This window comes from Clavibacter sp. VKM Ac-2872 (assembly GCF_015351105.1).
Lineage (GTDB): Bacteria > Actinomycetota > Actinomycetes > Actinomycetales > Microbacteriaceae > Clavibacter.
This window is the reverse complement of sequence record NZ_JADKRR010000001.1, coordinates 1,453,831-1,475,580: the sequence shown is the minus strand read 5'-3', so window position 1 is coordinate 1,475,580 and position 21,750 is coordinate 1,453,831. Positions and strand designations below refer to the sequence as shown.

At 74.7% G+C, this 21,750-nt stretch carries 13 protein-coding genes; 5 read left to right on the top strand and 8 right to left on the bottom strand.

Going from position 1 to position 21,750, the window contains the following annotated elements; all coding sequences use genetic code 11:
• Positions 1 to 2: 2 nt before the first annotated feature.
• Positions 3 to 371, bottom strand: a complete 369-nt coding sequence (gatC, locus tag ITJ40_RS07000; RefSeq protein WP_194666356.1) for an Asp-tRNA(Asn)/Glu-tRNA(Gln) amidotransferase subunit GatC — start codon at positions 369 to 371, stop codon at positions 3 to 5.
• A 56-nt stretch (positions 372 to 427) separates the two neighbouring features.
• On the opposite strand from gatC, the gene ITJ40_RS06995 reads away from it, so the two are divergent.
• Positions 428 to 874, top strand: coding sequence for an META domain-containing protein (locus ITJ40_RS06995; protein ID WP_228511854.1), 447 nt, complete (start codon positions 428 to 430; stop codon positions 872 to 874).
• Between the two features lie 70 nt (positions 875 to 944).
• On the opposite strand, the gene ITJ40_RS06990 is transcribed toward ITJ40_RS06995, so the two are convergent.
• From ITJ40_RS06990 to ITJ40_RS06975, 4 genes are all read right to left on the bottom strand, one after another.
• The gene (locus tag ITJ40_RS06990; protein ID WP_194666354.1) at positions 945 to 2,357 is read right to left on the bottom strand and encodes an alpha/beta hydrolase; all 1,413 of its coding nucleotides are present in this window, start codon (positions 2,355 to 2,357) and stop codon (positions 945 to 947) included.
• 113 nt (positions 2,358 to 2,470) lie between these two features.
• A complete protein-coding gene (ligA, locus tag ITJ40_RS06985; RefSeq protein ID WP_194666353.1) occupies positions 2,471 to 4,954 on the bottom strand; it encodes an NAD-dependent DNA ligase LigA in 2,484 nt (827 codons plus the stop codon).
• Between the two features lie 7 nt (positions 4,955 to 4,961).
• A complete protein-coding gene (mnmA, locus tag ITJ40_RS06980) occupies positions 4,962 to 6,125 on the bottom strand; it encodes a tRNA 2-thiouridine(34) synthase MnmA (protein WP_194666352.1) in 1,164 nt (387 codons plus the stop codon).
• Positions 6,122 to 7,327 carry a cysteine desulfurase family protein gene (locus ITJ40_RS06975; protein WP_194666351.1) on the bottom strand — a complete coding sequence of 402 codons (1,206 nt, stop codon included), beginning with the start codon at positions 7,325 to 7,327 and terminating at the stop codon, positions 6,122 to 6,124. The genes mnmA and ITJ40_RS06975 overlap by 4 nt, the downstream gene beginning before the upstream one ends.
• An 18-nt stretch (positions 7,328 to 7,345) precedes the next feature.
• On the opposite strand from ITJ40_RS06975, the gene ITJ40_RS06970 reads away from it, so the two are divergent.
• Together ITJ40_RS06970 and ITJ40_RS06965 are read left to right on the top strand one after the other, a co-directional pair.
• Positions 7,346 to 9,403: a glycogen-debranching protein gene (locus tag ITJ40_RS06970; protein WP_228511852.1), complete on the top strand. Its 2,058-nt coding sequence runs from the start codon at positions 7,346 to 7,348 to the stop codon at positions 9,401 to 9,403.
• 157 nt (positions 9,404 to 9,560) lie between these two features.
• Positions 9,561 to 10,895 (top strand): SGNH/GDSL hydrolase family protein, encoded by a 1,335-nt coding sequence (locus ITJ40_RS06965; RefSeq protein WP_194666350.1) that lies wholly within the window; start codon positions 9,561 to 9,563, stop codon positions 10,893 to 10,895.
• A gap of 30 nt (positions 10,896 to 10,925) precedes the next feature.
• Here ITJ40_RS06965 and glgP read toward each other — a convergent pair whose 3' ends face one another.
• Positions 10,926 to 13,481, bottom strand: coding sequence for an alpha-glucan family phosphorylase (gene glgP / locus ITJ40_RS06960; RefSeq protein ID WP_194666349.1), 2,556 nt, complete (start codon positions 13,479 to 13,481; stop codon positions 10,926 to 10,928).
• Positions 13,482 to 13,927: 446 nt separating this feature from the next.
• Between glgP and ITJ40_RS06955 the strand changes: the two genes are divergently transcribed.
• Both ITJ40_RS06955 and glgB read left to right on the top strand, forming a co-directional pair.
• Positions 13,928 to 16,111 carry an alpha-1,4-glucan--maltose-1-phosphate maltosyltransferase gene (locus ITJ40_RS06955; protein ID WP_370532031.1) on the top strand — a complete coding sequence of 728 codons (2,184 nt, stop codon included), beginning with the start codon at positions 13,928 to 13,930 and terminating at the stop codon, positions 16,109 to 16,111.
• Positions 16,108 to 18,678 (top strand): 1,4-alpha-glucan branching protein GlgB, encoded by a 2,571-nt coding sequence (gene glgB / locus ITJ40_RS06950; RefSeq protein WP_194666348.1) that lies wholly within the window; start codon positions 16,108 to 16,110, stop codon positions 18,676 to 18,678. The genes ITJ40_RS06955 and glgB overlap by 4 nt, the downstream gene beginning before the upstream one ends.
• Before the next feature lie 73 nt (positions 18,679 to 18,751).
• Here the strand turns inward: glgB and ITJ40_RS06945 are convergent, their stop codons facing one another.
• Both ITJ40_RS06945 and ITJ40_RS06940 read right to left on the bottom strand, forming a co-directional pair.
• Positions 18,752 to 19,756, bottom strand: a complete 1,005-nt coding sequence (locus tag ITJ40_RS06945) for a tetratricopeptide repeat protein (protein ID WP_194666347.1) — start codon at positions 19,754 to 19,756, stop codon at positions 18,752 to 18,754.
• Positions 19,753 to 21,618 (bottom strand): hypothetical protein, encoded by a 1,866-nt coding sequence (locus ITJ40_RS06940; RefSeq protein WP_194666346.1) that lies wholly within the window; start codon positions 21,616 to 21,618, stop codon positions 19,753 to 19,755. The genes ITJ40_RS06945 and ITJ40_RS06940 overlap by 4 nt, the downstream gene beginning before the upstream one ends.
• Between the last annotated feature and the right edge of the window lie 132 nt (positions 21,619 to 21,750).

Genomic DNA, 21,750 nt, shown 5'->3' with positions numbered 1-21,750 from the left:
TCCTACTGCTCTTCGCCGAGGATCGCGGACACCTTGAACCGGGATCCGTCGTGCTCGGGTGCGCCGGCGAGCGCCTGGGCGGTGGTCAGCGTCTCCCCCGGCACGTCGGGCCGGTAGACGTTGACCAGCGGGATCGGGTGGCTCGTGGCGGGGACGTCCGGTCCCGCGACCGCGGTGACCTTCGCGACCGACTCGACGATGAGGCCGAGCTCGGTCGTGAGCGTGTCGATCTCCTCGGTGCTCAGGCGGATGCGCGCGAGGCCGGCGAGGTGCTCCACCTGCTCCCGGCTGATCTGCTCCGTGGGGGTCGGCGCCAGGGGGATCTCGTCCCCGCTGGTCGCGTCGGCGGGCTCGGGCCGGGTGTCGGGCATGCGTCTCCAAAGGACTGTGTGCGGGGGTACCGGGAGATTCTATTAGCGTGACCCCCATGCCCACCGCAGCCCGGATCCCCGCCCGCCGCCGATCCGGAGGCCCCCGCGGTGCCGCGGTCGCCGCCGTCGGGGTGCTGGCCGTCGTCGCGCTGGCCGCGTGCGCTCCCGTCAGCGACGTGCGCGGCAACTGGCATCTCGTGCGGGGATCCGACTCGGCGGGCGACCTCGGCGTCGGGGACACGCTCATCACGATGCGGGTCGGCGGCGGCGAGGTCAGCGGGCGCGGCCCCTGCAACGACTACTCGGGTCGGATCGGCGCGCGCGGCGACGGCATGCTCAGCGCGCTCGCCCCCGGCGCGCTCGCGTGCGAGGACGGCGGCCTCGAGGCGCGCTACTTCCAGGACCTCGCGCAGGTGTCGTCGCTCGAGGTCGACGACGGCCACCTCGTCGCCACCGGCCCCGACGACGTGCGGCTCGAGTACGCCGAGCGCAGCCGCGGCTGATCCCGGTCCGGCCCAGCTGGGCCCGGCCCATCCGGGTCCGGCCGCGCGCGCTGCTCGGCGACCCCGTCGGCTACCGGCCGCTGGCGTCCGAGACGACGTCACGGGCCGCCGGTCGGTCGATGCCGATGAGCGCGAGGTTGCGGAAGGACTCGGTCCCGCGGTCGAAGTAGCTGTTGTGACCGACGACGCCCGCGAGGGATCCGTCGGCAGAGACGCCCGAGGCCGCGCCCGTCCCGGCGACCCCGAAGTGCTCGGCCCCGAACGACGCGCTGCCCGGGTCGGAGCCGAAGTACGACGACCCGACCACCGGATCCCACGGCGCCTCGCCCACGAACACGCGGCCGGCCGGCACGTCGAGCTCCCCCGCGTCGCGCACGGCGCCGCCCGGGGATCCCACCACGGCCAGCGCGTCGGCGCACGCCCGACCGCTCGAGAGCGCGAGCAGCGCCGCCGTCGACCCGTAGGAGTGCGCGACCACGGTGAGGTACGGCGGGTCCTCCCGGCGCAGGCCCTGGATGCCCTGGATCGCGTCCTCGAGGTACTGCGCCCCCTCGCGCGCGAGGTCGAGGGAGCCGATCCCCAGGAGGTCGGGCGTGCGATAGCCGATCCAGGCGATCGTGGCGACGCCGCCGGCCCTCGCGCCCGGAGCCGCGCCCGCGTCGGCGTCCTCGCCCTCGCCCTCGCCCTCGCCCTCGCCGAGCAGCCTCGTCTGCTGCTGCTGGAGGCGGGCGGCGACGTCCGTCCAGTCGACCAGGCGGTCCGACACGGAGTAGAACATCCCGGGCACCACGATGGTGACGTAGGTCGCCGTGTCGAGGTCGCCCATCACCACGCCCGCGCGTCCCGGCCAGGTCGTGTCGAGCGTCAGCAGCGTCCGCGCGGGGCCGCCCGTCGCGGGATCCAGCGCGCGACGCACCTCGGCGAGCATGTCCAGGTCGGCGCCGAGCGCCTGCTGGGCACCGCGCCCCGGGGTCGTCGTCGCGCTGGCGTGCAGCTCGCGCTCGCGCTGGTCGAGGAGGCGGCGGTTGGCGGCGTCGCGCACGACCACGGGGATGCCCTCCAGGTTGCCCACGAGCTCGGGCACGCCCTCGGCGAGGTCGCGACGCTGGGCCGGCGCGAGGCCCGACCACCAGGCGGCGACGCCGGACACGGAGGGCGGGCGGCGGACCAGCTCCCGGATCGTGTCCGGCACGGCGCGCGCGAGCCGCCGGAGCTCCGGCGCGTCGAGCTCGGGCAGCGCGCCCAGGAGCGCGACGGGGGACGTGTCGCGGAGCGTCCGGTCGGAGACGTCCGCGGCGCGGAGCCGCTGGACCACCCGGGCGGGGCTCGGCAGGCGCGCACCCGCGGTGGGGTCGGCCGCGTCCGGCCCGGCGAGGACCACGGGCAGACGCGTCACCGCCCCGGCCGCGGGTGCGACCAACGTCCCGACCAGCGCCCAGGCGATGACCGCGGCGGCCAACAGCGCGCGGAAGCGAGTCGTCACGGCTCGAGATCCCCCAGAATCCGGCGTGGGAGGTCAGACGCCTGTGGATGGCGCACCCCGCGCCGACGCGTCCGTCAATGCTATCGGCGCACGTCTGCCCCAGGGAGGCCCGATCAGGTGCTGGTCGGGGGATCCGCGGGCTCGGCGCCGGGCTCGGTCGCGGGATCCGCCTCGGCCGGGGTCTTCCGCTTCCGGGCGCGCTTCGGCGTGGGCGTCGACGCCGCCGCCGGTCCGTCGTCCGGCGTCGGAGCCGAGTCGTCCTGAGCCGGATCCCGGTCGGGCAGCGCGATCGTGTCGGGCCCCTGCTCGACGAGCAGGCGGAACTCCGCCGCGTCGATGATCCGCACGCCGAGCGCCTCCGCCTTGCCGAGCTTCGAGCCGGCGCCCGGACCGGCCGCGACGTAGTGCGTCTTCTTGCTGACGCTGGATCCGGCCTTGCCGCCCGCCGCCATGATCGCCTCGAGCGCGCCCTCGCGCGTGTAGCCCTCGAGCGATCCGGTGGCCACGACCGTGAGGCCGGCGAGCACGCCGCCCGCCGCGGCCGCCGCGCCGGGACCCGGGTGGCCGGGGACCGCCGTGACGACGCCCGCCTTCTCCCAGCGGTCGACGATCTCGCGGTGCCAGTCGACCTCGAACCAGTCGAGCAGCGCGTCGGCGATGATGCCGCCCACGCCGTCGACCGCCGCCAGCTCCTCGCGGCTCGCGGAGCGGATGGCGTCGAGCGAGCCGAACCAGCCGGCCAGCGCGCGCGCGGCGACCGGGCCGACGTGCCGGATGCTGAGCGCCACGAGGATGCGCCACAGGTCCTGCGTCTTCGCCTTCTCGAGGTTCTCGAGCAGCACCTCGGCGGACTTCGACGGCACGGAGTCCTCATCGCCGACGGGCGCGGCGGGATCGAAGGGGCCGTCGCGCTTCTGACGCCGGCGGCGGAACGGCGTGACGCGCTTGGCCTCGCCGGTCTTCTCGTCGACCTTGACCATGCCGGTCTCGGCGTCGCGCACGACCACCGTGATGGGCACGAGGTCGGCCATCGTGAGCTCGAACAGGCCCGCCTCGGTCTCGAGCGGCGGATCCTCCGGCTCGAGCGGCTGCGTGAGCGCGGCGGCCGCGACCTCGCCGAGGCCCTCGATGTCGAGCGCGCCGCGCGAGGCCACGTGCTCGACGCGACCGCGCACCTGCGCCGGGCAGCTGCGCGCGTTCGGGCAGCGGAGGTCGATGTCGCCCTCCTTGGCGGGCTTGAGCGGCGTCTGGCACTCGGGGCAGAGCGTGGGCATGACGAACTCGCGCTCCTTCCCCGTCCGCAGCTCGACGACCGGGCCGAGCACCTCGGGGATGACGTCGCCGGCCTTGCGCAGCACGACCGTGTCGCCGATGAGCACGCCCTTGGCCTTGACGACCTGCTGGTTGTGCAGCGTGGCCTGGCGCACCTCGGAACCGGCGACCTCGACCTTCTCCATGACCGCGAACGGCGTCGCGCGACCCGTGCGGCCGACGCTCACGACGATGTCGAGGAGCGTCGTGTTGACCTCCTCGGGCGGGTACTTGTATGCGGTCGCCCATCGCGGCGCGCGGCTGGTGGCGCCCAGCTCCTCGTGGAGACCGAGGTCGTCGACCTTGACGACGATGCCGTCGATCTGGTGCTCGACCTCCGCGCGGTGGGCGCCGTGCCGCCGCACGAACCCGGCGACCTCGGCGATGTCGTCGAACACCCGGAAGTGCGTGGAGATGGGCAGGCCCCATCCGGCCAGCAGCCCGTAGACGTCGGACTGCGCGGACACGCGCGCGTCGCGCTCCAGCTCGCGCACGGGCCAGGCGCCGATGCCGTGCACGAGCATGCGGAGGCGGCGGATGCGCGCGTGCATGAGCTCGAGGCGCGCGGCGCTCTTGCCCTCCTCCTTCTGCCGCAGGGATCCGGCTGCGGCGTTGCGCGGGTTCGCGAAGACGCGCTCCCCCACCTCCAGCTGCCGCGCGTTGAGCTCGTCGAACTCGGCGACGGGGAAGAAGATCTCGCCGCGCACCTCGACGAGCGGAGGATGCCCGGTGCCCGCGAGGCGCTCCGGGACCGTGCCCATGGTGAGCACGTTCTGCGTGACGTCCTCGCCGACGACGCCGTCGCCGCGCGTGGCCGCCGTGACGAGCACGCCGTGCTCGTAGCGGAGGTTGATGGCCAGACCGTCGATCTTGAGCTCGCTGAGGTACCGGACCCGGCCGCTCCCGGCGTCGCGCTCGACCTTCGCCGCCCACTCGGCGAGCTCCTCCTCGCTGAACACGTTGTCGAGGCTGAGCATGCGCTCGGCGTGCGTGACGGGCGCGAACAGCGTGGTCTCCGCGCGGCCGCCGACGGTCTGCGTGGGGCTGTCCTGGCTGCGGAGCGTGGGGTGGGCCTCCTCGAGCGCCTCGAGCTCGTGCACGAGCGCGTCGTACTCGGCGTCGCTGAGGGTGCTCGCGTCCGCCCCGTAGTACTCGTCGCGGTGGCGCTCGATCTCGGTGCGGAGCGCCTCGACGCGGGCGGACGCCGCCTCGAGGTCGGCGGGGGTCGTCGCGGGGACGGCGTCGTCCGCAGCGGGCGAGGCGGTGTCGGTGTCGGTGTCGCTCATGCGCGCGTCACTCCCCCGCGGCCGCGCCGACGAGGGCGGCGTCGCGCATCGGCGGCCGGGCGTCGGCCACGGCGCTCACGGTGCGGTCGATGGTGACCTGGCCGAGCACGCGCGTGCCGGCGTAGACGACGGCGGTCTGACCGGGGGCGACGCCGTGCAGGGGGTCTCGGGGGGTGATCACGAGCTGCATGCTGCCATCGACCTCCGACACCGACGCCCGCGCGGGGACGGGGTCGGCGTGCGCGCGGATCTGCACGTCGCAGTCGAACGGCTGGTCGGGCCGCGTGGGCGGGGTGCCGGCCCACGTGAAGGAGGATCCGGCGATCTCGCGGATCGCGAGCGCCTCCTGCGGGCCGACGACCACGGTGTTGTCCTTGGGCCGGATCTCCAGCACGAACCGCGGCCGGCCGTCGGGCGCCGGCGTGCCGATCGCGAGCCCCTTGCGCTGCCCCACCGTGAAGGCCGCCGCGCCCTGGTGGGTGCCGATCGCGTTCCCCTGGCCGTCGAGGATGTCCCCCGGCTCGGCGCCCACGCGGTCCGCGAGCCAGCCGCGCGTGTCGCCGTCGGGGATGAAGCAGATGTCGTGGCTGTCGGGCTTCTGCGCGACCTGGATCCCGCGCGCCTGGGCCTCGGCGCGCACCTCGGCCTTGGAGGGCGTGGATCCGAGCGGGAAGTACGAGTGGGCGATCTGCTCGGCCGTGAGCACACCCAGCACGTACGACTGGTCCTTGGCCCACGCGGCGGCGCGGTGCAGCTCGGGCTCGCCGTCGGGCCCCGGGATGACGTCGGCGTAGTGGCCCGTGCAGACGGCGTCGAAGCCGAGGTCGAGCGCCTTCTCGAGGAGCGCGGCGAACTTGATCCGCTCGTTGCAGCGCATGCAGGGGTTCGGGGTGCGGCCGGCCTGGTACTCGGCGACGAAGTCGTCGACGACGTCCGCCGCGAAGCGCTCGGAGAAGTCCCACACGTAGAACGGGATGCCGAGCAGGTCGGCCGTGCGGCGCGCGTCCATCGAGTCCTCGATGGTGCAGCAGCCGCGGGATCCGGTGCGCAGCGTCCCCGGCATGCGGCTGAGCGCGAGGTGCACGCCCGTCACGTCGTGCCCGGCCTCCACGGCGCGGGCGGCGGCCACGGCGGAGTCGACTCCGCCACTCATCGCTGCGAGGATCTTCACCCCGTGAGCCTACGCGCCGCGCGGCCCGCGAGGCCCGCCCGGGAGGCGCGTGCGACGGCGTCGGGCAGCGCCGCCAGGAGCGCGTCGACGTCGGCGTCGGTGGTGGTGCGACCGAGCGTGAAGCGGAGCGCGCCGCGGGCCTCGTCATCCGGGATGCCCATGCCGATGAGCACGTGGGAGACCTCGGGCACGCCGGCCTGGCAGGCGGATCCCGTGCTCACCGAGACGCCGGCCATGTCGAGCAGGAGGAGCAGCGAGTCGCCCTGGCAGCCCGCGAAGGTGAGGTGCGCGTTGCCGGGGAGTCGGCCCGCGGGATCCGGGTCGCCGCGCAGCACCGCGCCGGGGACGTCGCGCAGAGCGGACTCGACCAGGCGGTCTCGGAGGCGTGCCACGCGCACCGCCTCGGCGTCGAGCTCGGCGACCGCGAGGGTGACGGCCGTGCCGAACGCGACAGCGGACGCGGCGTCCTGCGTGCCCGAGCGCACCTGGCGCTGCTGGCCGCCGCCGTGGATCTGCGGATCCACCGTCGCCTGCCGCGCGAGCACGAGCGCTCCGCTGCCGACGGGCCCGCCGACCTTGTGCGCCGAGACGCTCACGGCCGCGACGCCCGCCCCGCGCCAGCGCCGGAACGGCACCGGCATGTGCCCGAGCGCCGCGACCGCGTCGACGTGCACGGGCACGCCGTGGGCCGCGGCGAGCGCCGCCAGCTCCTCCACGGGCTGGATCGTGCCGACCTCGTTGCTCGCGGCGAGGAAGGTGAGGAGGGAGACGGATCCGGGGTCGGCGGCGAGCGCGGCGGCGACCGCGTCGACCCGGATGCGCCCGACCTCGTCGATCGGGAGCCGCTCCACGACGGCGCCGCGGCGCTCGAGCCACTCGACCGTGTCGACCGTCGCGTGGTGCTCGCCGTCGGGCACGAGGATCCGCGTGCGACGGGGATCGGAGGCGACGCGCGCGCCGTGCAGCCCCTTGATCCCGAGGTTCACCGACTCGGTGCCGCCGGACGTGAGGATCACCTCGACGGGATCCGCGTCGAGCGCCCGCGCGATGGCCTCGCGCGCCTCCTCGAGCACACGCCGGGCCTCCTGGCCGTGCGAGTGGATGGAGGACGGGTTCCCCACGAGCGTGAGCGCCCCGGCGAGCGCCGCGATCGCCTCGGGCCGCATCGGGGTCGTCGCCGCGTGGTCGAGGTAGACCGTCATGCCCCTACCCTAGGTCGCATGCCGCGCCCCGGACCGCCCGTGCCCCTGGGGCTGACGCTCCACGACCAGGGCGGCACGCTGCGCGTCGTGAGCCACGGCGCATCCGCCGTGGAGCTCACCGTCTCGGACGTCGACGACCCGCGCCGGGTGGTCGAGGTCGTCGCGATGGAACGGGGCGACGGCGGCGTCTGGACGGGATCGAGCGCCCGGCTCGTCCCCGGCACCGCGTACTCCGTGCGCGTCGACGGCCACCCGGCGCCCGGGGACGCCTTCGACCCGACGCGGCACCTGCTGGACCCCTACGCGCGCGGCCTGGTGCAGGTGGGGCCCGCCGCCTGGCGCTCGGTCGCCACGCGCGAGGTGCCCGCCGAGGAGCGCGCCGCCCGCCGCGCCGCGCGCCCCGTCGTGCCGCGCGACCGCCAGGTCGTCTACGAGCTGCACGTGCGCGGCTTCACGAAGACCGACGAGCGGCTGCCGGAGGAGCTGCGCGGCACGTACGCGGGGCTCGGGCACCCGACCACGGTCGAGCGCCTGGTGGACCTCGGGATCACGACGGTCGAGCTGCTGCCGGTGCACGCGTCCACGAGCGAGGAGCGGCTGCGCGCGCAGGGCCGCATCAACCACTGGGGCTACAACACGCTCGCGTACCTGGCGCCGCACGCGCCCTACGCCACGCGCCGGTCGCGCGACGCGGGCGCGGACGCCGTGGCTGCCGAGTTCCGCGCGATGGTCGACGCGCTGCACGCGGCGGGGATCCAGGTCGTTCTCGACGTCGTCTACAACCACACCGCGGAGGAGGGCGCCGACGGGCCGATCACGAGCCTGCGCGGCCTCGACGGCGCGCGGTACTACCGGCACACGCCGGACGGCACCCCCATCGACGTGACGGGCTGCGGCAACACGGTCGACCTGTCCCGGCCCGACGCGCAGCGCCTCGTGCTCGACTCGCTCGAGCACTGGTCCGACGTGATGGGCGTCGACGGCTTCCGCTTCGACCTCGCCGTCACGCTCGGCCGCGACGAGCGCGTCGACTTCGACCCGGAGCACCCGCTGCTGCGCGCCATCGTGGAGGACGAGGCGCTCCAGGGGCTGCTCATGATCGCCGAGCCGTGGGACGTGGGCATGGGCGGCTGGCGCACGGGCGGGTTCGGATCCGGCTGGAGCGAGTGGAACGACGGCTACCGGGACGTCGTGCGCGACTTCTGGCTCACCGACGTGGCCGAAGCCCGGCGTTCCGGACGCGCCCCGAACGGCGTGGGCGCGCTCGCGTCCTGCCTCGCGGGATCCTCGGGCACCTTCGCCGCCGACCGCGGCCCGCTCGCCTCCGTCTCCTTCGTCACCGCGCACGACGGCTTCACGCTCGCGGACCTCACCTCCTACGACCGCAAGCACAACAGCGGCAACGGCGAGTCGAACCGCGACGGCACGGATGCCAACCGCTCCTGGAACCACGGCGTCGAGGGCCCGACGCGCGACGCGGCGATCCTCGCGGCCCGCCGCCGCACCTCGCGCAACCTGCTCGGCACGCTGCTCGTCTCCGCGGGGATCCCCATGATCACGATGGGCGACGAGCGCGGCCGCACGCAGCGCGGCAACAACAACGGCTACTGCCTCGACAACGCGGCGACGTGGATGCGCTGGGACGAGGACGCGTGGCGGATGGACCTGGAGGCGACCACGCGCCACCTCCTCCGCATCCGGCGGGAGAACCCGGCGCTCCGGCCCGTGCGGTACGCGGAGCCCGACGCGCACGTGCCGAGCGCCTCCGTCCTCGCCTGGCGCGACGCCGACGGCGCGCCCATGACGGAGGCGGCCTGGGAGTCGACGGGCACGCGCACGCTGCAGTGGATCACGACCTCCACCCCCGAGACGGAGGATCCGAACACGGTGCTCGTCGTGGTCCACGGCCAGGAGTCCCGCGCGGAGGTGACGCTGCCGGAGCACGACGGGGTGACGCGCTGGCGCCTGCTCTGGTCGAGCGAGTGGGAGCGGCCCGAGGTCTCGACGGCCGACGACGCGCCGGGCGACCGGGTCGAGGTCGACGGGCCGGCGCTGCGGATCTACCTGGCCCGCTGAGCGCGTCCCGCCCGTCGCGCGGCGGATGCGGATGCCGCGTCCCGACCCGGACGGGGGCCGCGACGGGTTCGCGCCACGCGGCGCTCGTGTGCTCTCCTGGAGGCACCCGCACGATCCGCCGCGCACCGTCGCGCCCCGAACGACGAGGATGCCGCCCATGACCGACGAGTCCCCCGCCCCGCCCGGCGGCCGCTCCCCCGATCTGCCTGCCGCCGACCGTCCGACCGGCCGGCGCCGGACCCTCACCCGTCGCGCCCTCGTCGCGGGCGGCGGCCTGGCCGCGCTGTCGGCCGTGGCCGCCGTCGCCGGCTGCACCACGACGCCGCGCCCCGCCCCGCCGACCGCGGGTGCCACCGCGACCCCGACGACGGATCCCGGGGATCCGCCCGCGCCCGCCGTCACCGCGTCCGGCGGCCCGCCGATCGACCCGATGACCTACGCCCCCGACGACGCGCTCGCGGGCTTCTACGCCCTGCGGGACGGGGTGCGGGAGCGGCGCCTCACGATCGGCGTGCTCGGCGACAGCATCACCGAGGGCCAGGGCGCCACCACGCTGCAGCACGCCTACCCCGCCCAGCTCCGCGACCGGCTGCGCGGCGCGTACCCGTCGGGCGCGCGCGGCGGCCTCGACTACATCGCGTCACGGCACCAGATCACCGTGCCCGCCGACCAGGGCTTCGCGTTCGCCGGGACGCCCGCCGCGGGTGGCAGGCACGGCTGGGGGCGCCGCGTCGTCGCGCTCACCGAGGCCGCGGGTCCCGGCACGTACACGGCCCGCATGACGTCGGCGCGCGTGTGCTGGTGGGCGCCCGGGCTCGACGCGGCCATCACCGTGCAGGTCGACGACGGCGCGCCCGAGACCGTGCGCGCGGACGTCGGCGGCTCCCTCACCTGGACGAGCCCGCCGCTCGAGTCCGCCGAGCACGCGATCACGGTGGCGTGGGCCGGCGGGAAGCCCGAGCTCGAGGGCGCCTGGCTCTTCGACGGCGACGAGACCCGCGGGATCCACGTCATCGAGGGCGGCAACTCCGGCTCGCAGCTCTGGCAGCTGTCGGAGAGGGCGCGGCCCGACGGCGTGAGCACGTGGATCCGCTCGGCCCCCCGCTTCGAGCTCGACCTCTGGATGCCCGAGCACCTCATCAACGACGTGGTCGTCCGCACGCCCGAGCAGGTGCGCTCGGACGCGGCCGTGCTCATCGAGCTGATCCGCACCACGAGCGAGGCGCCCATCCTCTTCACCCCGCCGTACGAGCGCACGACGCTGCCGATCCGCGGCACGACCTGGGCGGACTACATCGGCGCGCTCCGCGACGCGGCGTCCGCGGATCCGCTCGCCGACGTGTTCGAGATCGGCGCGTACATCCCGCGCATGGTCGGCGAGGGCGCCTCCGACCCGTACGGCTGGATGGGCCCGGACAACCACCCGAACGACCGCGGCTACGCGCGCTTCGCCGAGGTGCTCGCCGCGAAGCTCTCCGCCACGCCCGCCTGACGCGGCGCCCGGGGACGCCGCCCGGCCGCGTCAGCTCGCGACCGCGACCAGACCCGGCTCCGCGCTCGACGCCAGCAGCTCGTGCCGCGGCACCACGCGCACGGTGTAGCCGAACGGTCCCGCGCTCGCGAGACGCACGGCGCCCGCGTACTCCTGCTGCCCGCCGGATCCGCCGACCGGCTCGAGCGCCTGCCGCACGACGTCCGTGAGCACGTCGCCCTCGCCCGTCGACCCGTGCACGACCTCGACCGTCACGTCCTCCGCGCCGAGGCCGCCGAGCGCCACCCACGCGCGCACCCGCAGCTCGTCGCCGACCTGCGCCTGGTGCTCGACGCCCTCCGACTCGACGTGCGCGACCTGCACGGACGGCCACGCGGCGGCGACGCGCGCCCGCCAGGCGGCCAGCTCGCGGGCCCGCGCCGCCCCGTCCGCCGCGACGACGGCCTGCGCGCGGCCCGCGGGCACGTACAGCCGCTCGACGTACTGCCGCACCATCCGGTCGGCGCTCAGCTCGGGCGACAGCGTCCGGAGCGTGTGCCGGATGTCGTGCACCCAGCCGACGGGCACGCCGTCCGCGTCCCGCTCGTAGAAGCGCGGCGCGATGCGGTTCTCGATGAGGTCGTAGAGCGCGGTCGCCTCCATCGCGTCGCGCTCGGCGCCGTCGTGCGCGCGGTCGGCCGACGGGATCGCCCACCCGTTGCCGCCGTCGAAGTACTCGTTCCACCAGCCGTCGAGGATCGACAGGTTGAGCGCGCCGTTGAGCGCCGCCTTCATGCCCGACGTGCCGCACGCCTCGAGCGGCCGGAGCGGGTTGTTGAGCCACACGTCGGTGCCCGGGTAGAGCAGCTGCGCCATGCCGATGTCGTAGTCGGGGAGGAACACGAGCCGCCCGCGGATCCCCGGCTCGGCCGCGAAGCGCACCAGCTCCTGGATGAGGCGCTTGCCCTCGTCGTCCGCCGGGTGGGACTTCCCCGCGACCACGATCTGCACGGGCCGGTCGGGGTCGGTGAGGATCCGGCGGAGGCGCTCCCGGTCGTGGAGCATGAGCGTGAGGCGCTTGTAGGTGGGGACGCGCCGGGCGAAGCCGATCGTGAGGACCTCGGGGTCGAGCACGTCCTCGAGCCAGGCGGGCTCGACGGCGCCCGGGTTCTGCTCGCGCCAGGCACGCACGACGCGACGACGGGCATCCTCCACGAGCTGGCGGCGCATCCGGCCGCGCACATCCCAGAGGTCGCCGTCGGTCACGGCGGGCGACGACCAGTCGGCCGCCGTGGTGTCCCAGGTGCCGAGGCGCTCCCGCGCGAGCGACATGAGCATCGGATCCGTCCACGTCGGCGCGTGCACGCCGTTCGTCACGCTCGTGATCGGCACCTCATCGGTGTCGAAGCCCGGCCAGAGCCCCGCGAACATGCCCCGGCTCACCTCGCCGTGCAGCTGGGACACCCCGTTGGCGCGCTGCGCGAGGCGGAGGCCCATGAGCGCCATGTTGAACACGTCCGGCGATCCGCCGTCGTGGGACTCCGCGCCGAGCCCGAGCACGCGCTCCGGCGGGACGCCCGGCAGCAGGCGCTCCGTGACGTGCCGCCGCACCAGGTCCACGTCGAACCGGTCGATGCCCGCGGGCACAGGTGTGTGCGTCGTGAAGACCGTGCCCGCGCGCACCACCTGGAGCGCCTCGTCGACGTCGAGCCCGTCGGCCATGAGGGTCGAGATCCGCTCCACGCCGAGGAAGCCGGCGTGGCCCTCATTGGTGTGGAAGACGCGCGGGACGGGTGCGCCCGTGACGCGCGCGTGCGCCGCGATGGCGCGCACTCCGCCGATGCCGAGCAGCAGCTCCTGGTGGAGCCGGTGCTCGCCGCCGCCGCCGTAGAGCCGGTCGGTGACACGGCGGAGGTCGTCGTCGTTCTCGGGCACGTCGGTGTCGAGGAGGAGCAGCGGGATGCGGCCGACCCGGGCCACCCAGATCCGCGCGTGCAGCGTGCGGTCCTCGGGCAGCGCGAGGGACACGTGGACGGGCGCGCCGTCCCCGTCGCGCAGCACCTGGAGCGGCAGGCCGTCCGGGTCGAACACGGGGTAGGTCTCCTGCTGCCAGCCGTCGGAGGAGATCCCCTGGCGGAAGTAGCCGGAGCGGTAGAAGAGGCCGACGCCCACGAGCGGCACCCCGAGGTCGGAGGCGCTCTTGAGGTGGTCGCCCGCCAGGATCCCGAGTCCGCCGGAGTACTGCGGCAGCGCGGCGGCGATCCCGAACTCGGGCGAGAAGTAGCCGATGGACTCGGGCACGTCATCGCCGAGCGACTGGTACCAGCGGGGCTCGTGGCAGTACGTGCGGAGGTCCTGCCGCTGCTCCTCCGCCCACGCGACGAAGCCCCCGTCGGCCGCGAGCTCGCGGAGTCGCTCCTGGTCGACCGCGCCGAGAAGCGCCACCGGATCGTGGCCCATGCCCTCCCAGAGCTCCGGGCTGACGTGCGCGAAGACGCGGCGGGTCGGCTCGTACCACGACCATCGGAGGTTCCCGGCGAGCTCGTCCAGCGCGGACAGCTCCTCCGGGAGGACGGCACGGACGGTGAATCTGCGGATGGCCTTCACGGGACTCCCTCGGACCGGACGGCGGCGGGCGGACCCGCGCGGGTGGCCCCGAGCCTAGGGGCGCGGGGTGGTGCGCACCAGGGTCCCGGCCGGGCGTGGAGGAGCCGTGGACGCGGGGCGCACGGCCGGTGACGCGCGGGCGTCGGGGATCCGCACGGCGCGCGCCACCGCCGCGGCGAGCGACAGCCGGACGGCGCACGGGCTACGGTCGAACAGTGACCACACCCCAGGACGGACCCGATCCCCTCCCCCGCCCGGTGCGCGGCCGTGCCGCCCGCAAGGCCGCCAAGGCCCAGAAGCTCCAGGACGCCCAGAGGCCCCCTGAGCCCCGACCCCCGCTGATCCCGGAGGCACCCGCCCAGGCGGCCCCCGCGACCCCGGAGCCGCAGCCGCGCGTGATCCCCGCGGAGCCCGCGACCCCGCCGGTCCCCGCCGATCCGGAGCCCGTGCACGCCCCGGCGCCCGCGCCGGAGCCCGTCGCTCCCGCGCCGTCCGCGCCGCGCCACGCCGCGCCGGCCGCCGAGCCGACGCCCGACGCCGGGCCTGCGCGATCCGACCTGCCGCTCGAACCGACGCCCGCCGACCGGGCCCCCGCCGCCGGGCCCACCCTCGACGACGACTACGTCCCCGTCATCGGCCGCATCCCGATCCTGTCGCTCACCCCGCAGATCGAGGACGACCTCTGGCCCGCCAAGAGCTTCGTCCACGACGTGGTGCCCTTCGGCGCGACGATCTTCCGCGAGGGCCACGACCTCATCGGCGCCGACGTGCTGCTCACCGATCCGTCCGGCGCCGTCACCGAGCACCGCATGTCCCTGGATGCCACGAAGCCCGGCCTCGACCGCTGGATCACGACCGCCCAGCTCGCGACGCAGGGTGTCTGGACGTGGCGGGTCAGCGCGTGGTCCGACGACTTCGGCACGTGGCTGCACAACGCCGAGATCAAGGTGCCCGCCGGGCTCGACGTCGACGTGATGCTGGCCCTCGGCGCGGAGGCGCTCGAGCGCGCGGCCGCCGACGACGACCGCGCCCCCGCCGACCGCGGCGCGCTCCGCGACGCCCTCGCCGGCATCGCGGACACCGACGTCACGGCCCAGGCCCGCCTCGCCGCCGCCACGACCCCCGAGGTCCTGGCCGCGATCGACCGCGTCCCCCTCCGCAGCCTGGTCACGCTCTCCCCCGAGCGCACCATCGTCGTGGAGCGCGAGCGCGCCGCCGTCGGATCCTGGTACGAGTTCTTCCCGCGCTCCGAGGGCGCGGTGGAGCACGAGGACGGCTCCTGGACGAGCGGCACCTTCGCCACGGCCGCCGAGCGCCTCCCCGCGATCCGCGACATGGGCTTCGACGTCGTCTACATCCCGCCGGTGCACCCCATCGGCCGCACCAACCGCAAGGGCCCCAACAACACGCTCACCGCGGGTCCGCACGACCCGGGGTCGCCCTACGGCATCGGCTCCGAGGACGGCGGGCACGACTCCATCCACCCGGAGCTCGGCACGGCCGAGGACTTCCGCGCGTTCGTCCAGGCGGTCGCCGACCACGGCATGGAGCTGGCGATCGACATCGCGCTCCAGGCCTCGCCCGACCACCCGTGGGTCACGACCCACCCGGAGCTCTTCACGACGCTCCCCGACGGCTCGATCGCGTACGCCGAGAACCCGCCGAAGAAGTACCAGGACATCTACCCGCTGAACTTCGACAACGACCCCGAGGGCAGCTACCGCGAGATGCTCCGCGTCATGCGCGTGTGGCTCGGCCTCGGCGTCAAGATCTTCCGCGTCGACAACCCGCACACCAAGCCGCTCGTGTTCTGGGAGCGCCTCATCCACCAGGTGATGCGCGACGAGCCCGACGCGATCTTCCTCAGCGAGGCGTTCACGCGCCCCGCGATGATGCGCACGCTCGCCAAGATCGGCTTCCAGCAGTCGTACACGTACTTCACCTGGCGCAACACGAAGGAGGAGCTCGAGGAGTACCTCACCGAGGTCAGCCACGAGACGAGCGACTACCTGCGCCCGAACTTCTTCGCGAACACGCACGACATCCTCACGCCCTACCTGCAGTTCGGCGGGCGGGCCGCGTACCGGATCCGCGCGGCCATCGCCGCGACCGCGTCGCCGTCGTGGGGCATCTACTCGGGCTACGAGCTGATCGAGAACGTCGCGCGCCCCGGCGCCGAGGAGAACATCGACAACGAGAAGTACGAGTACAAGCCGCGCGACTGGCAACGCCAGGAGGAGCTCGGCGGTTCCATCGCGCCGGAGATCACGCGCCTCAACGAGATCCGCCGCCAGCACCCCGCGCTCCGCCAGCTGCGGAACCTCGACGTGCACTGGAGCGACGACGACTCGATCCTCGTCTACTCCAAGCACCTCGCGGCCGAGCACACCGGCACGGGCGAGGCCGACACGATCCTCGTGGTCGCCAACGTCGACCCGCACTCCGCGCGCGAGACCCAGGTCCACCTCGACCCGACCCGCTGGGGACTCGCCGAGGACGCCGTCTTCGACGTCGAGGACCTCCTCACGGGCGACGTCTACACGTGGTCGACCTCCAACTTCGTCCGGCTCGACGCGTTCACGCACCCCGTGCACGTGTTCCGGGTCCACCCGACCGCATCGAAGGGATGACGGACATGACCGACACCACCCCCGCGCACGACCCCCAGGACGAGCTGCCCGGCGCCGACGTCGTCGTGCCCCCGGCCGCCGACGCGGACGTGGAGCGCGGCGCCGACGTCCCCGTGCCCGCGGCCGATGACGGTGCCGCGGAGGACGCACCCGCGTCCGCCGCCGACCCCATCCGCCTCCCCGAGGTGGCGGACCACGACCTGCGCGCCGTCGCCGATGGCGCCCACTCCGGACCGCACTCGGTCCTCGGCCAGCACCCCGTCGCCATCGACGGCGTCGGCGACGACCTCGTCGTCGTCCGGGCCCTGCGTCCGCTCGCCGAGGCGGTCTCGGTGGTCCTCGCCACGGGCGCCCGCGTCGCGCTCGCGCACGTGGGCCACGGCGTCTGGCAGGGCGCGCACGTGCTCGGCCTCCAGGACTACCAGGTCGAGGCGCGCTACTCCGACGGCGGCACCTGGACGAGCGACGACCCGTACCGCTTCCTCCCCACCGTGGGCGACCTCGACCTCTACCTGTTCGGCGAGGGCCGCCACGAGCGGCTCTGGGACGTCCTCGGCGCCCATCACCGCGAGCACTGGGGCGTCGCCCGCACCTACTGGGGCGTCTCGTTCTCCGTGTGGGCGCCGCACGCCCGGGCCGTCCGCGTCATCGGCGGGTTCAACGGCTGGGACGGCGTGCAGCACGCGATGCGCCGCCTCGACGGCAACGGCGTCTGGGAGCTCTTCGTGCCGGGCGTCGATCCCGGCGTCTCGTACAAGTACGAGATCCTCACGCAGGCCGGCCAGTGGATCGAGAAGGCCGACCCGATGGCCCGCATGACCGAGGTCCCGCCCGCCACCGCCTCGCGCGTCGAGACGAGCGACTACCAGTGGGACGACGCCGCCTGGCTGGAGGAGCGCGCCGCGCGCGATCCGCACGACTCCCCCATGAGCGTGTACGAGATGCACCTCGGATCCTGGCGCCCCGGCCTCGGCTACCGCGAGGTCGCCGGCGAGCTCGTCGCCTACCTGCAGGAGCTCGCCTACACGCACGTCGAGTTCCTGCCGCTCGCGGAGCACCCGTTCGGCGGCTCCTGGGGCTACCAGGTCTCCGGCTACTTCGCGCCCACCTCGCGCTTCGGGTCCCCGGACGACCTCAAGTTCCTGATCGACGCGCTGCACCAGGCCGGCATCGGCGTCATCGTCGACTGGGTCCCGGCCCACTTCCCGAAGGACGCGTTCGCGCTCGCGCAGTTCGACGGCCAGCCGCTCTACGAGCACACGGATCCGCGCCGCGGCGAGCAGCAGGACTGGGGCACCCTGGTCTTCGACTTCGGCCAGTCGCAGGTGCGGAACTTCCTCGTCGCCAACGCGCTGTACTGGTTCGAGGAGTTCCACATCGACGGCCTGCGCGTCGACGCCGTGGCCTCGATGCTGTACCTCGACTACTCGCGCGAGGAGGGCCAGTGGCTCCCCAACGTGCACGGCGGCCGCGAGAACCTCGAGGCGATCAGCTTCCTGCAGGAGGTCAACGCCACCGCGTACCGCACCCACCCCGGCATCGTGATGATCGCGGAGGAGTCCACGAGCTTCCCCGGCGTGACGCGCCCCACGAGCGACGGCGGCCTCGGCTTCGGGCTCAAGTGGAACATGGGCTGGATGCACGACACCCTCGACTACGCGGCCGAGGACCCGATGTACCGCTCGTACCACCACGGCCAGATCACGTTCTCGATGGTCTACGCGCACACGGAGAACTTCCTCCTCCCCATCAGCCACGACGAGGTCGTGCACGGGAAGGGCTCGCTCGTCGGCAAGATGCCGGGCGACCATTGGCAGAAGCTCGCCAACGTGCGCGCGTACCTCAGCTTCATGTGGTCGCACCCGGGCAAGCAGCTGCTGTTCATGGGCCAGGAGTTCGGGCAGCCGTCCGAGTGGAGCGAGGAGCGCGGGCTCGACTGGTGGATCCTCGACCAGCCCGTGCACCGCGCCCTGTTCGACCTCGTCGGGTCGCTCAACCGCACCTACGTCGACACACCGGCGATGTGGGCGCTCGACAACGACCCGGCCGGCTTCGAGTGGATCGACGCGGGCGACGCCGGACGCAACGTGCTCGCGTTCCTCCGCCGCGACCGCGAGGGCAACCAGGTCGCCGTCGTGCACAACTTCTCCGGCGCGCCCCTCCAGGGCTACCGCCTGGGGCTGCCGCAGGCGGGCGTGTGGGAGGAGATCCTCAACACGGACGCCGAGCAGTTCGGCGGATCCGGGGTCGGCAACCTCGGCGCCGTGCACGCGGGCGACGAGGGCTGGCACGGCCGCCCGGCGTCGGCGGAGCTGACGCTGCCGCCGCTCGCCGGCCTCTGGCTGCGCCTCCGGCAGGATCCGGCGGATCTGCGCCCCGTCGAGGCTCCCGCGCATGCGGCCCCCGATGCCGACGAGTCGCGCGCCGACGGCACGCCGTTCGCCGACGCGGCCGCAGCGCCCGTCCTCCCGCAGTCGCCCGACGCGCAGCCGCCCGTCGAGGCGCTGTCCGCCACGGACGACGACCCCGCCTCGCACGACGGCACCCCGCGGGTGCCCACGGTCTGATCCGACCGCGCACACGGCGACGGCGCCGCATCCCCCGGGATGCGGCGCCGTCGTCGTGCGGGCGGGACGCGCGTCAGTAGAGCAGGCGCGTGAGCCGGCGTCGGGCGACGCCGACGCGCGGGTCCTCGAGGCCGACGACCTCGAAGTGCTCGAGCAGACGCTGCCGGATGGCCTCGCGTCCCTCGGCGTCCGCGGACGGGAACAGCTCGAGCAGGCGCGTGAACGCGTCCTCGACGTGCCCGCCGGAGAGGTCCAGGTCCGCGACGAGCAGCTGCGCGTCGACGTCGTCGGGGGCCGATGCGGCCGCGCTGCGGATCTCGTCCGCCGCCTTCCCGTCGAGACGGTGCAGGAGGCTGACCTGCGCGAGCCCGGCGACCGCGAGGGCGTCGCGCGGGTTCTGCGCGATGGCGGTGCGGTACTCGGCGGCGGCCGACGCGTAGTCGCCCTGCTCGATGAAGGCGTAGGCCTCCGCGTGGTGCGGCGGCAGCGGCTCCTCGACCGGGGCCGCGGGCTCCGCGGATCCCGCGGGGGCGACGGCCCGGCCGGTCACGCCGTTCTGCTGCGCCAGCTCCAGCACCTGCTGGAGCACGTCGCGCACCTGGTCCTCCGGGATCACGCCGGCGAACAGGCCGACGGGACGGCCGCCGACGAGCGCCGCGACGGTGGGGACCGTCTGGGCCTGGAAGGCCTGGCCCAGCTGCGGGCTCTGGTCCACGTCGATGCGCACGAGCAGCACGCGGCCGCCCTGCTCGGTGACCACGCGCTCGAGCACGGGCGACAGCTCACGGCTCGAGGCGAGCCCCGTCGACACCAGCTCGACGATGACGGGCACCACGGACGAGATGTCGAGGAACTGCGTGAACGACGCGTCGTCGGCCGCGAGCACGAGGCCGGGGACGTCGACCGTCTGCGGGGCTGCCGCCGCGTCGGCGGGCGCTCCGGGCGCTCCGGGGCCCGCGGGCGCGCCGGCAGGAGCCGGACCGCCCGCGGGAGCGGCAGGCGCCTGCGCCCGGTTCACGAGCGAGGAGAGGTCGACCGCGCCGCGGAGGCTGGCGGCGGAGGGGGGCACGTTCGTCATGGGAGCTCCTTGGCCGAGGTGATGTGGGTGCTGGAGGCGTAGAGGCGGATCTTCTCGCCCGAGTTCACGGGCGGCACGTACATGAGCATCTGCGCCGTGCGGACGGTGTCGAAGCCCTTCGCCGAGTCGGTGAGCCCGGTGATCGCCTGGACCTCCGGGTTGGCGTTGACCTTGGCGCCCTCGGCCGTCGGCTTCGCCACGATGCCGAGCTGGACCGTGACGCTCACGAGCGCCCCCGACTCGACCGTCGACATGGCGACGGGGGTGGCGGAGTCGGCGGTGGCCTGGAACTCGACCGTGCCCGTCTCGCCGATGGAGGTGGGGAAGTCCGCCTTGCGCTTCGCGTCCTGCGCCCGCACGCCGTCGTCGGTCGGGTCGAAGAGGTCGGCGTACTGGCTCGCGTCGCCGTTGTTGAGCACGTCCGCGTAGGCCGCGGAGAGCTGATCCGGCTGCACCGCGAGGAGCTTGACGTCCGCCGCGAGCCGCGCCGCGCCGATGGCGGCCGGCGCCACGTCCGGCAGCGCCGCAGTGGTGGAGATGGGCATGGCGTAGCGGACGCGGTAGTTGTCGCGCGGGCTGTCCTGCACGAGCGTGAGGGAGAGCGTGGGCGCGTCCTCCGTGTCGGGGTCCTTGACGACCGCCGCGACGGTGCGCGGCCAGGTCAGCGTCGCCTGCGGGAGCGTCAGTTGGAGGTCGCCCGCGGGGATCGCGGGGAGGGCGGCGATGTCGGGCTTGGCCTTCCGCACCTGGTAGTCCGAGGTGCGCTCCTGGAGCGCCGGGCCGGCGAACCGGGGCGTCAGGGTGGCGGCGTCCAGCGACTGGTCCGCCGCGGTCGCGACCTCGGACACGCGGGACACGATGCGCGCGGCCTGGTCCGCGGTGACGACGGGCGGATCCGCGTCCTCCGCCTGCCGCGCGGCGTCGAGCGAGGACGTCGGGGTGGGCGTCGCGGTGGATCCCGCGCCCGCGGCGAGGTCGGCCGGCGCGCCCTGCGCGGTGCAGCCGCTCAGCGCGAGACCGGTGACGACCAGGACGGGAAGCGCGATGCGGCTGCGACGACCGCGGCCGCGGGCTGCGACGGGCGCCGTCCCGGTGCCGGCGGTGAGGGCGGCGCGACGCGCGGCCGGTCCGATGCGCGGGATGCGCGGGCCGCCGCGCGGGGGCAGGTTGCGGCGCGGTCCGCGGCTGCGGCGCAGGTGGCGGAGCGCGAGGAGGTACAGGACGAGGCCGACGACGAGGAGCACGATCCCGCCCACCACGAGCGGGACGACCCAGGGCGACTCGCCCTCGGAGGGCCAGGAGAGCTCGACGTCGGCGGGCGCGGCGGCCTGGCCGTCGGTCGCGAGGATGAGGCTCACGTCGTCCGGGAGCCGGGTGCTGAGCGCCACCTCGCCCTGGCCGGTCTGCTCGGAGAGCCAGAGGTCGGATCCGCGGGGGTCGGTCACCGTCGGCGTCGCCGGGGCCGCGGTGCCCGACGCGTCGGCGCCCGATGCCGCCGCGCCGGGGCTCGGGGACGGCGTGGGGGTCGTGGTGGTCGCGTCGGGCTGCACGACCTGGCTCGTCAGCGCACCCTGCTCGTCCATCGTGACGCGCGTGTAGGGGCTGGTCCCGACCCAGGCCTCGACGTCCGCCGAGGGGCCGTAGGCCGCGAAGACCTCGCCGTCGCCGCGGACGACCGTGTCCTGCAGGCCGGGGTGCGCGTTGAGCGTCTTCCCGTCGACGACCGTGTACGCGGCCCCGTCGGCGGAGGACGTGGCCGCGGTGATGCGGTCGGGTCCCGCCAGGAACGTGTGCTGGGCGATCCCCAGCCCGATCATGAGGGCCGCGACCACGAAGGTCGCGATCGCCAGGACGAATCGCACGGGTGTCTCCTCTCGTGTCGTCGCGGGCGGCGGCCGCGTGAGCAGCGATCGGATGACGACCGCGGCGGCCGACGAGCACGGGTGCTCTCGCGACGCTCCGCCGTGCTGCAGGCGGACCGGCGGCGGACGACG

Coding starts and splice junctions, on each gene's coding strand:
- gatC (WP_194666356.1), bottom strand. CDS start 371: ATGCCCGACACCCGGCCCGAGCCCGCCGACGCGACCAGCGGGGACGAG.
- ITJ40_RS06995 (WP_228511854.1), top strand. CDS start 428: ATGCCCACCGCAGCCCGGATCCCCGCCCGCCGCCGATCCGGAGGCCCC.
- ligA (WP_194666353.1), bottom strand. CDS start 4,954: ATGAGCGACACCGACACCGACACCGCCTCGCCCGCTGCGGACGACGCC.
- ITJ40_RS06975 (WP_194666351.1), bottom strand. CDS start 7,327: ATGACGGTCTACCTCGACCACGCGGCGACGACCCCGATGCGGCCCGAG.
- ITJ40_RS06970 (WP_228511852.1), top strand. CDS start 7,346: ATGCCGCGCCCCGGACCGCCCGTGCCCCTGGGGCTGACGCTCCACGAC.
- ITJ40_RS06965 (WP_194666350.1), top strand. CDS start 9,561: ATGACCGACGAGTCCCCCGCCCCGCCCGGCGGCCGCTCCCCCGATCTG.
- glgB (WP_194666348.1), top strand. CDS start 16,108: ATGACGGACATGACCGACACCACCCCCGCGCACGACCCCCAGGACGAG.
- ITJ40_RS06945 (WP_194666347.1), bottom strand. CDS start 19,756: ATGACGAACGTGCCCCCCTCCGCCGCCAGCCTCCGCGGCGCGGTCGAC.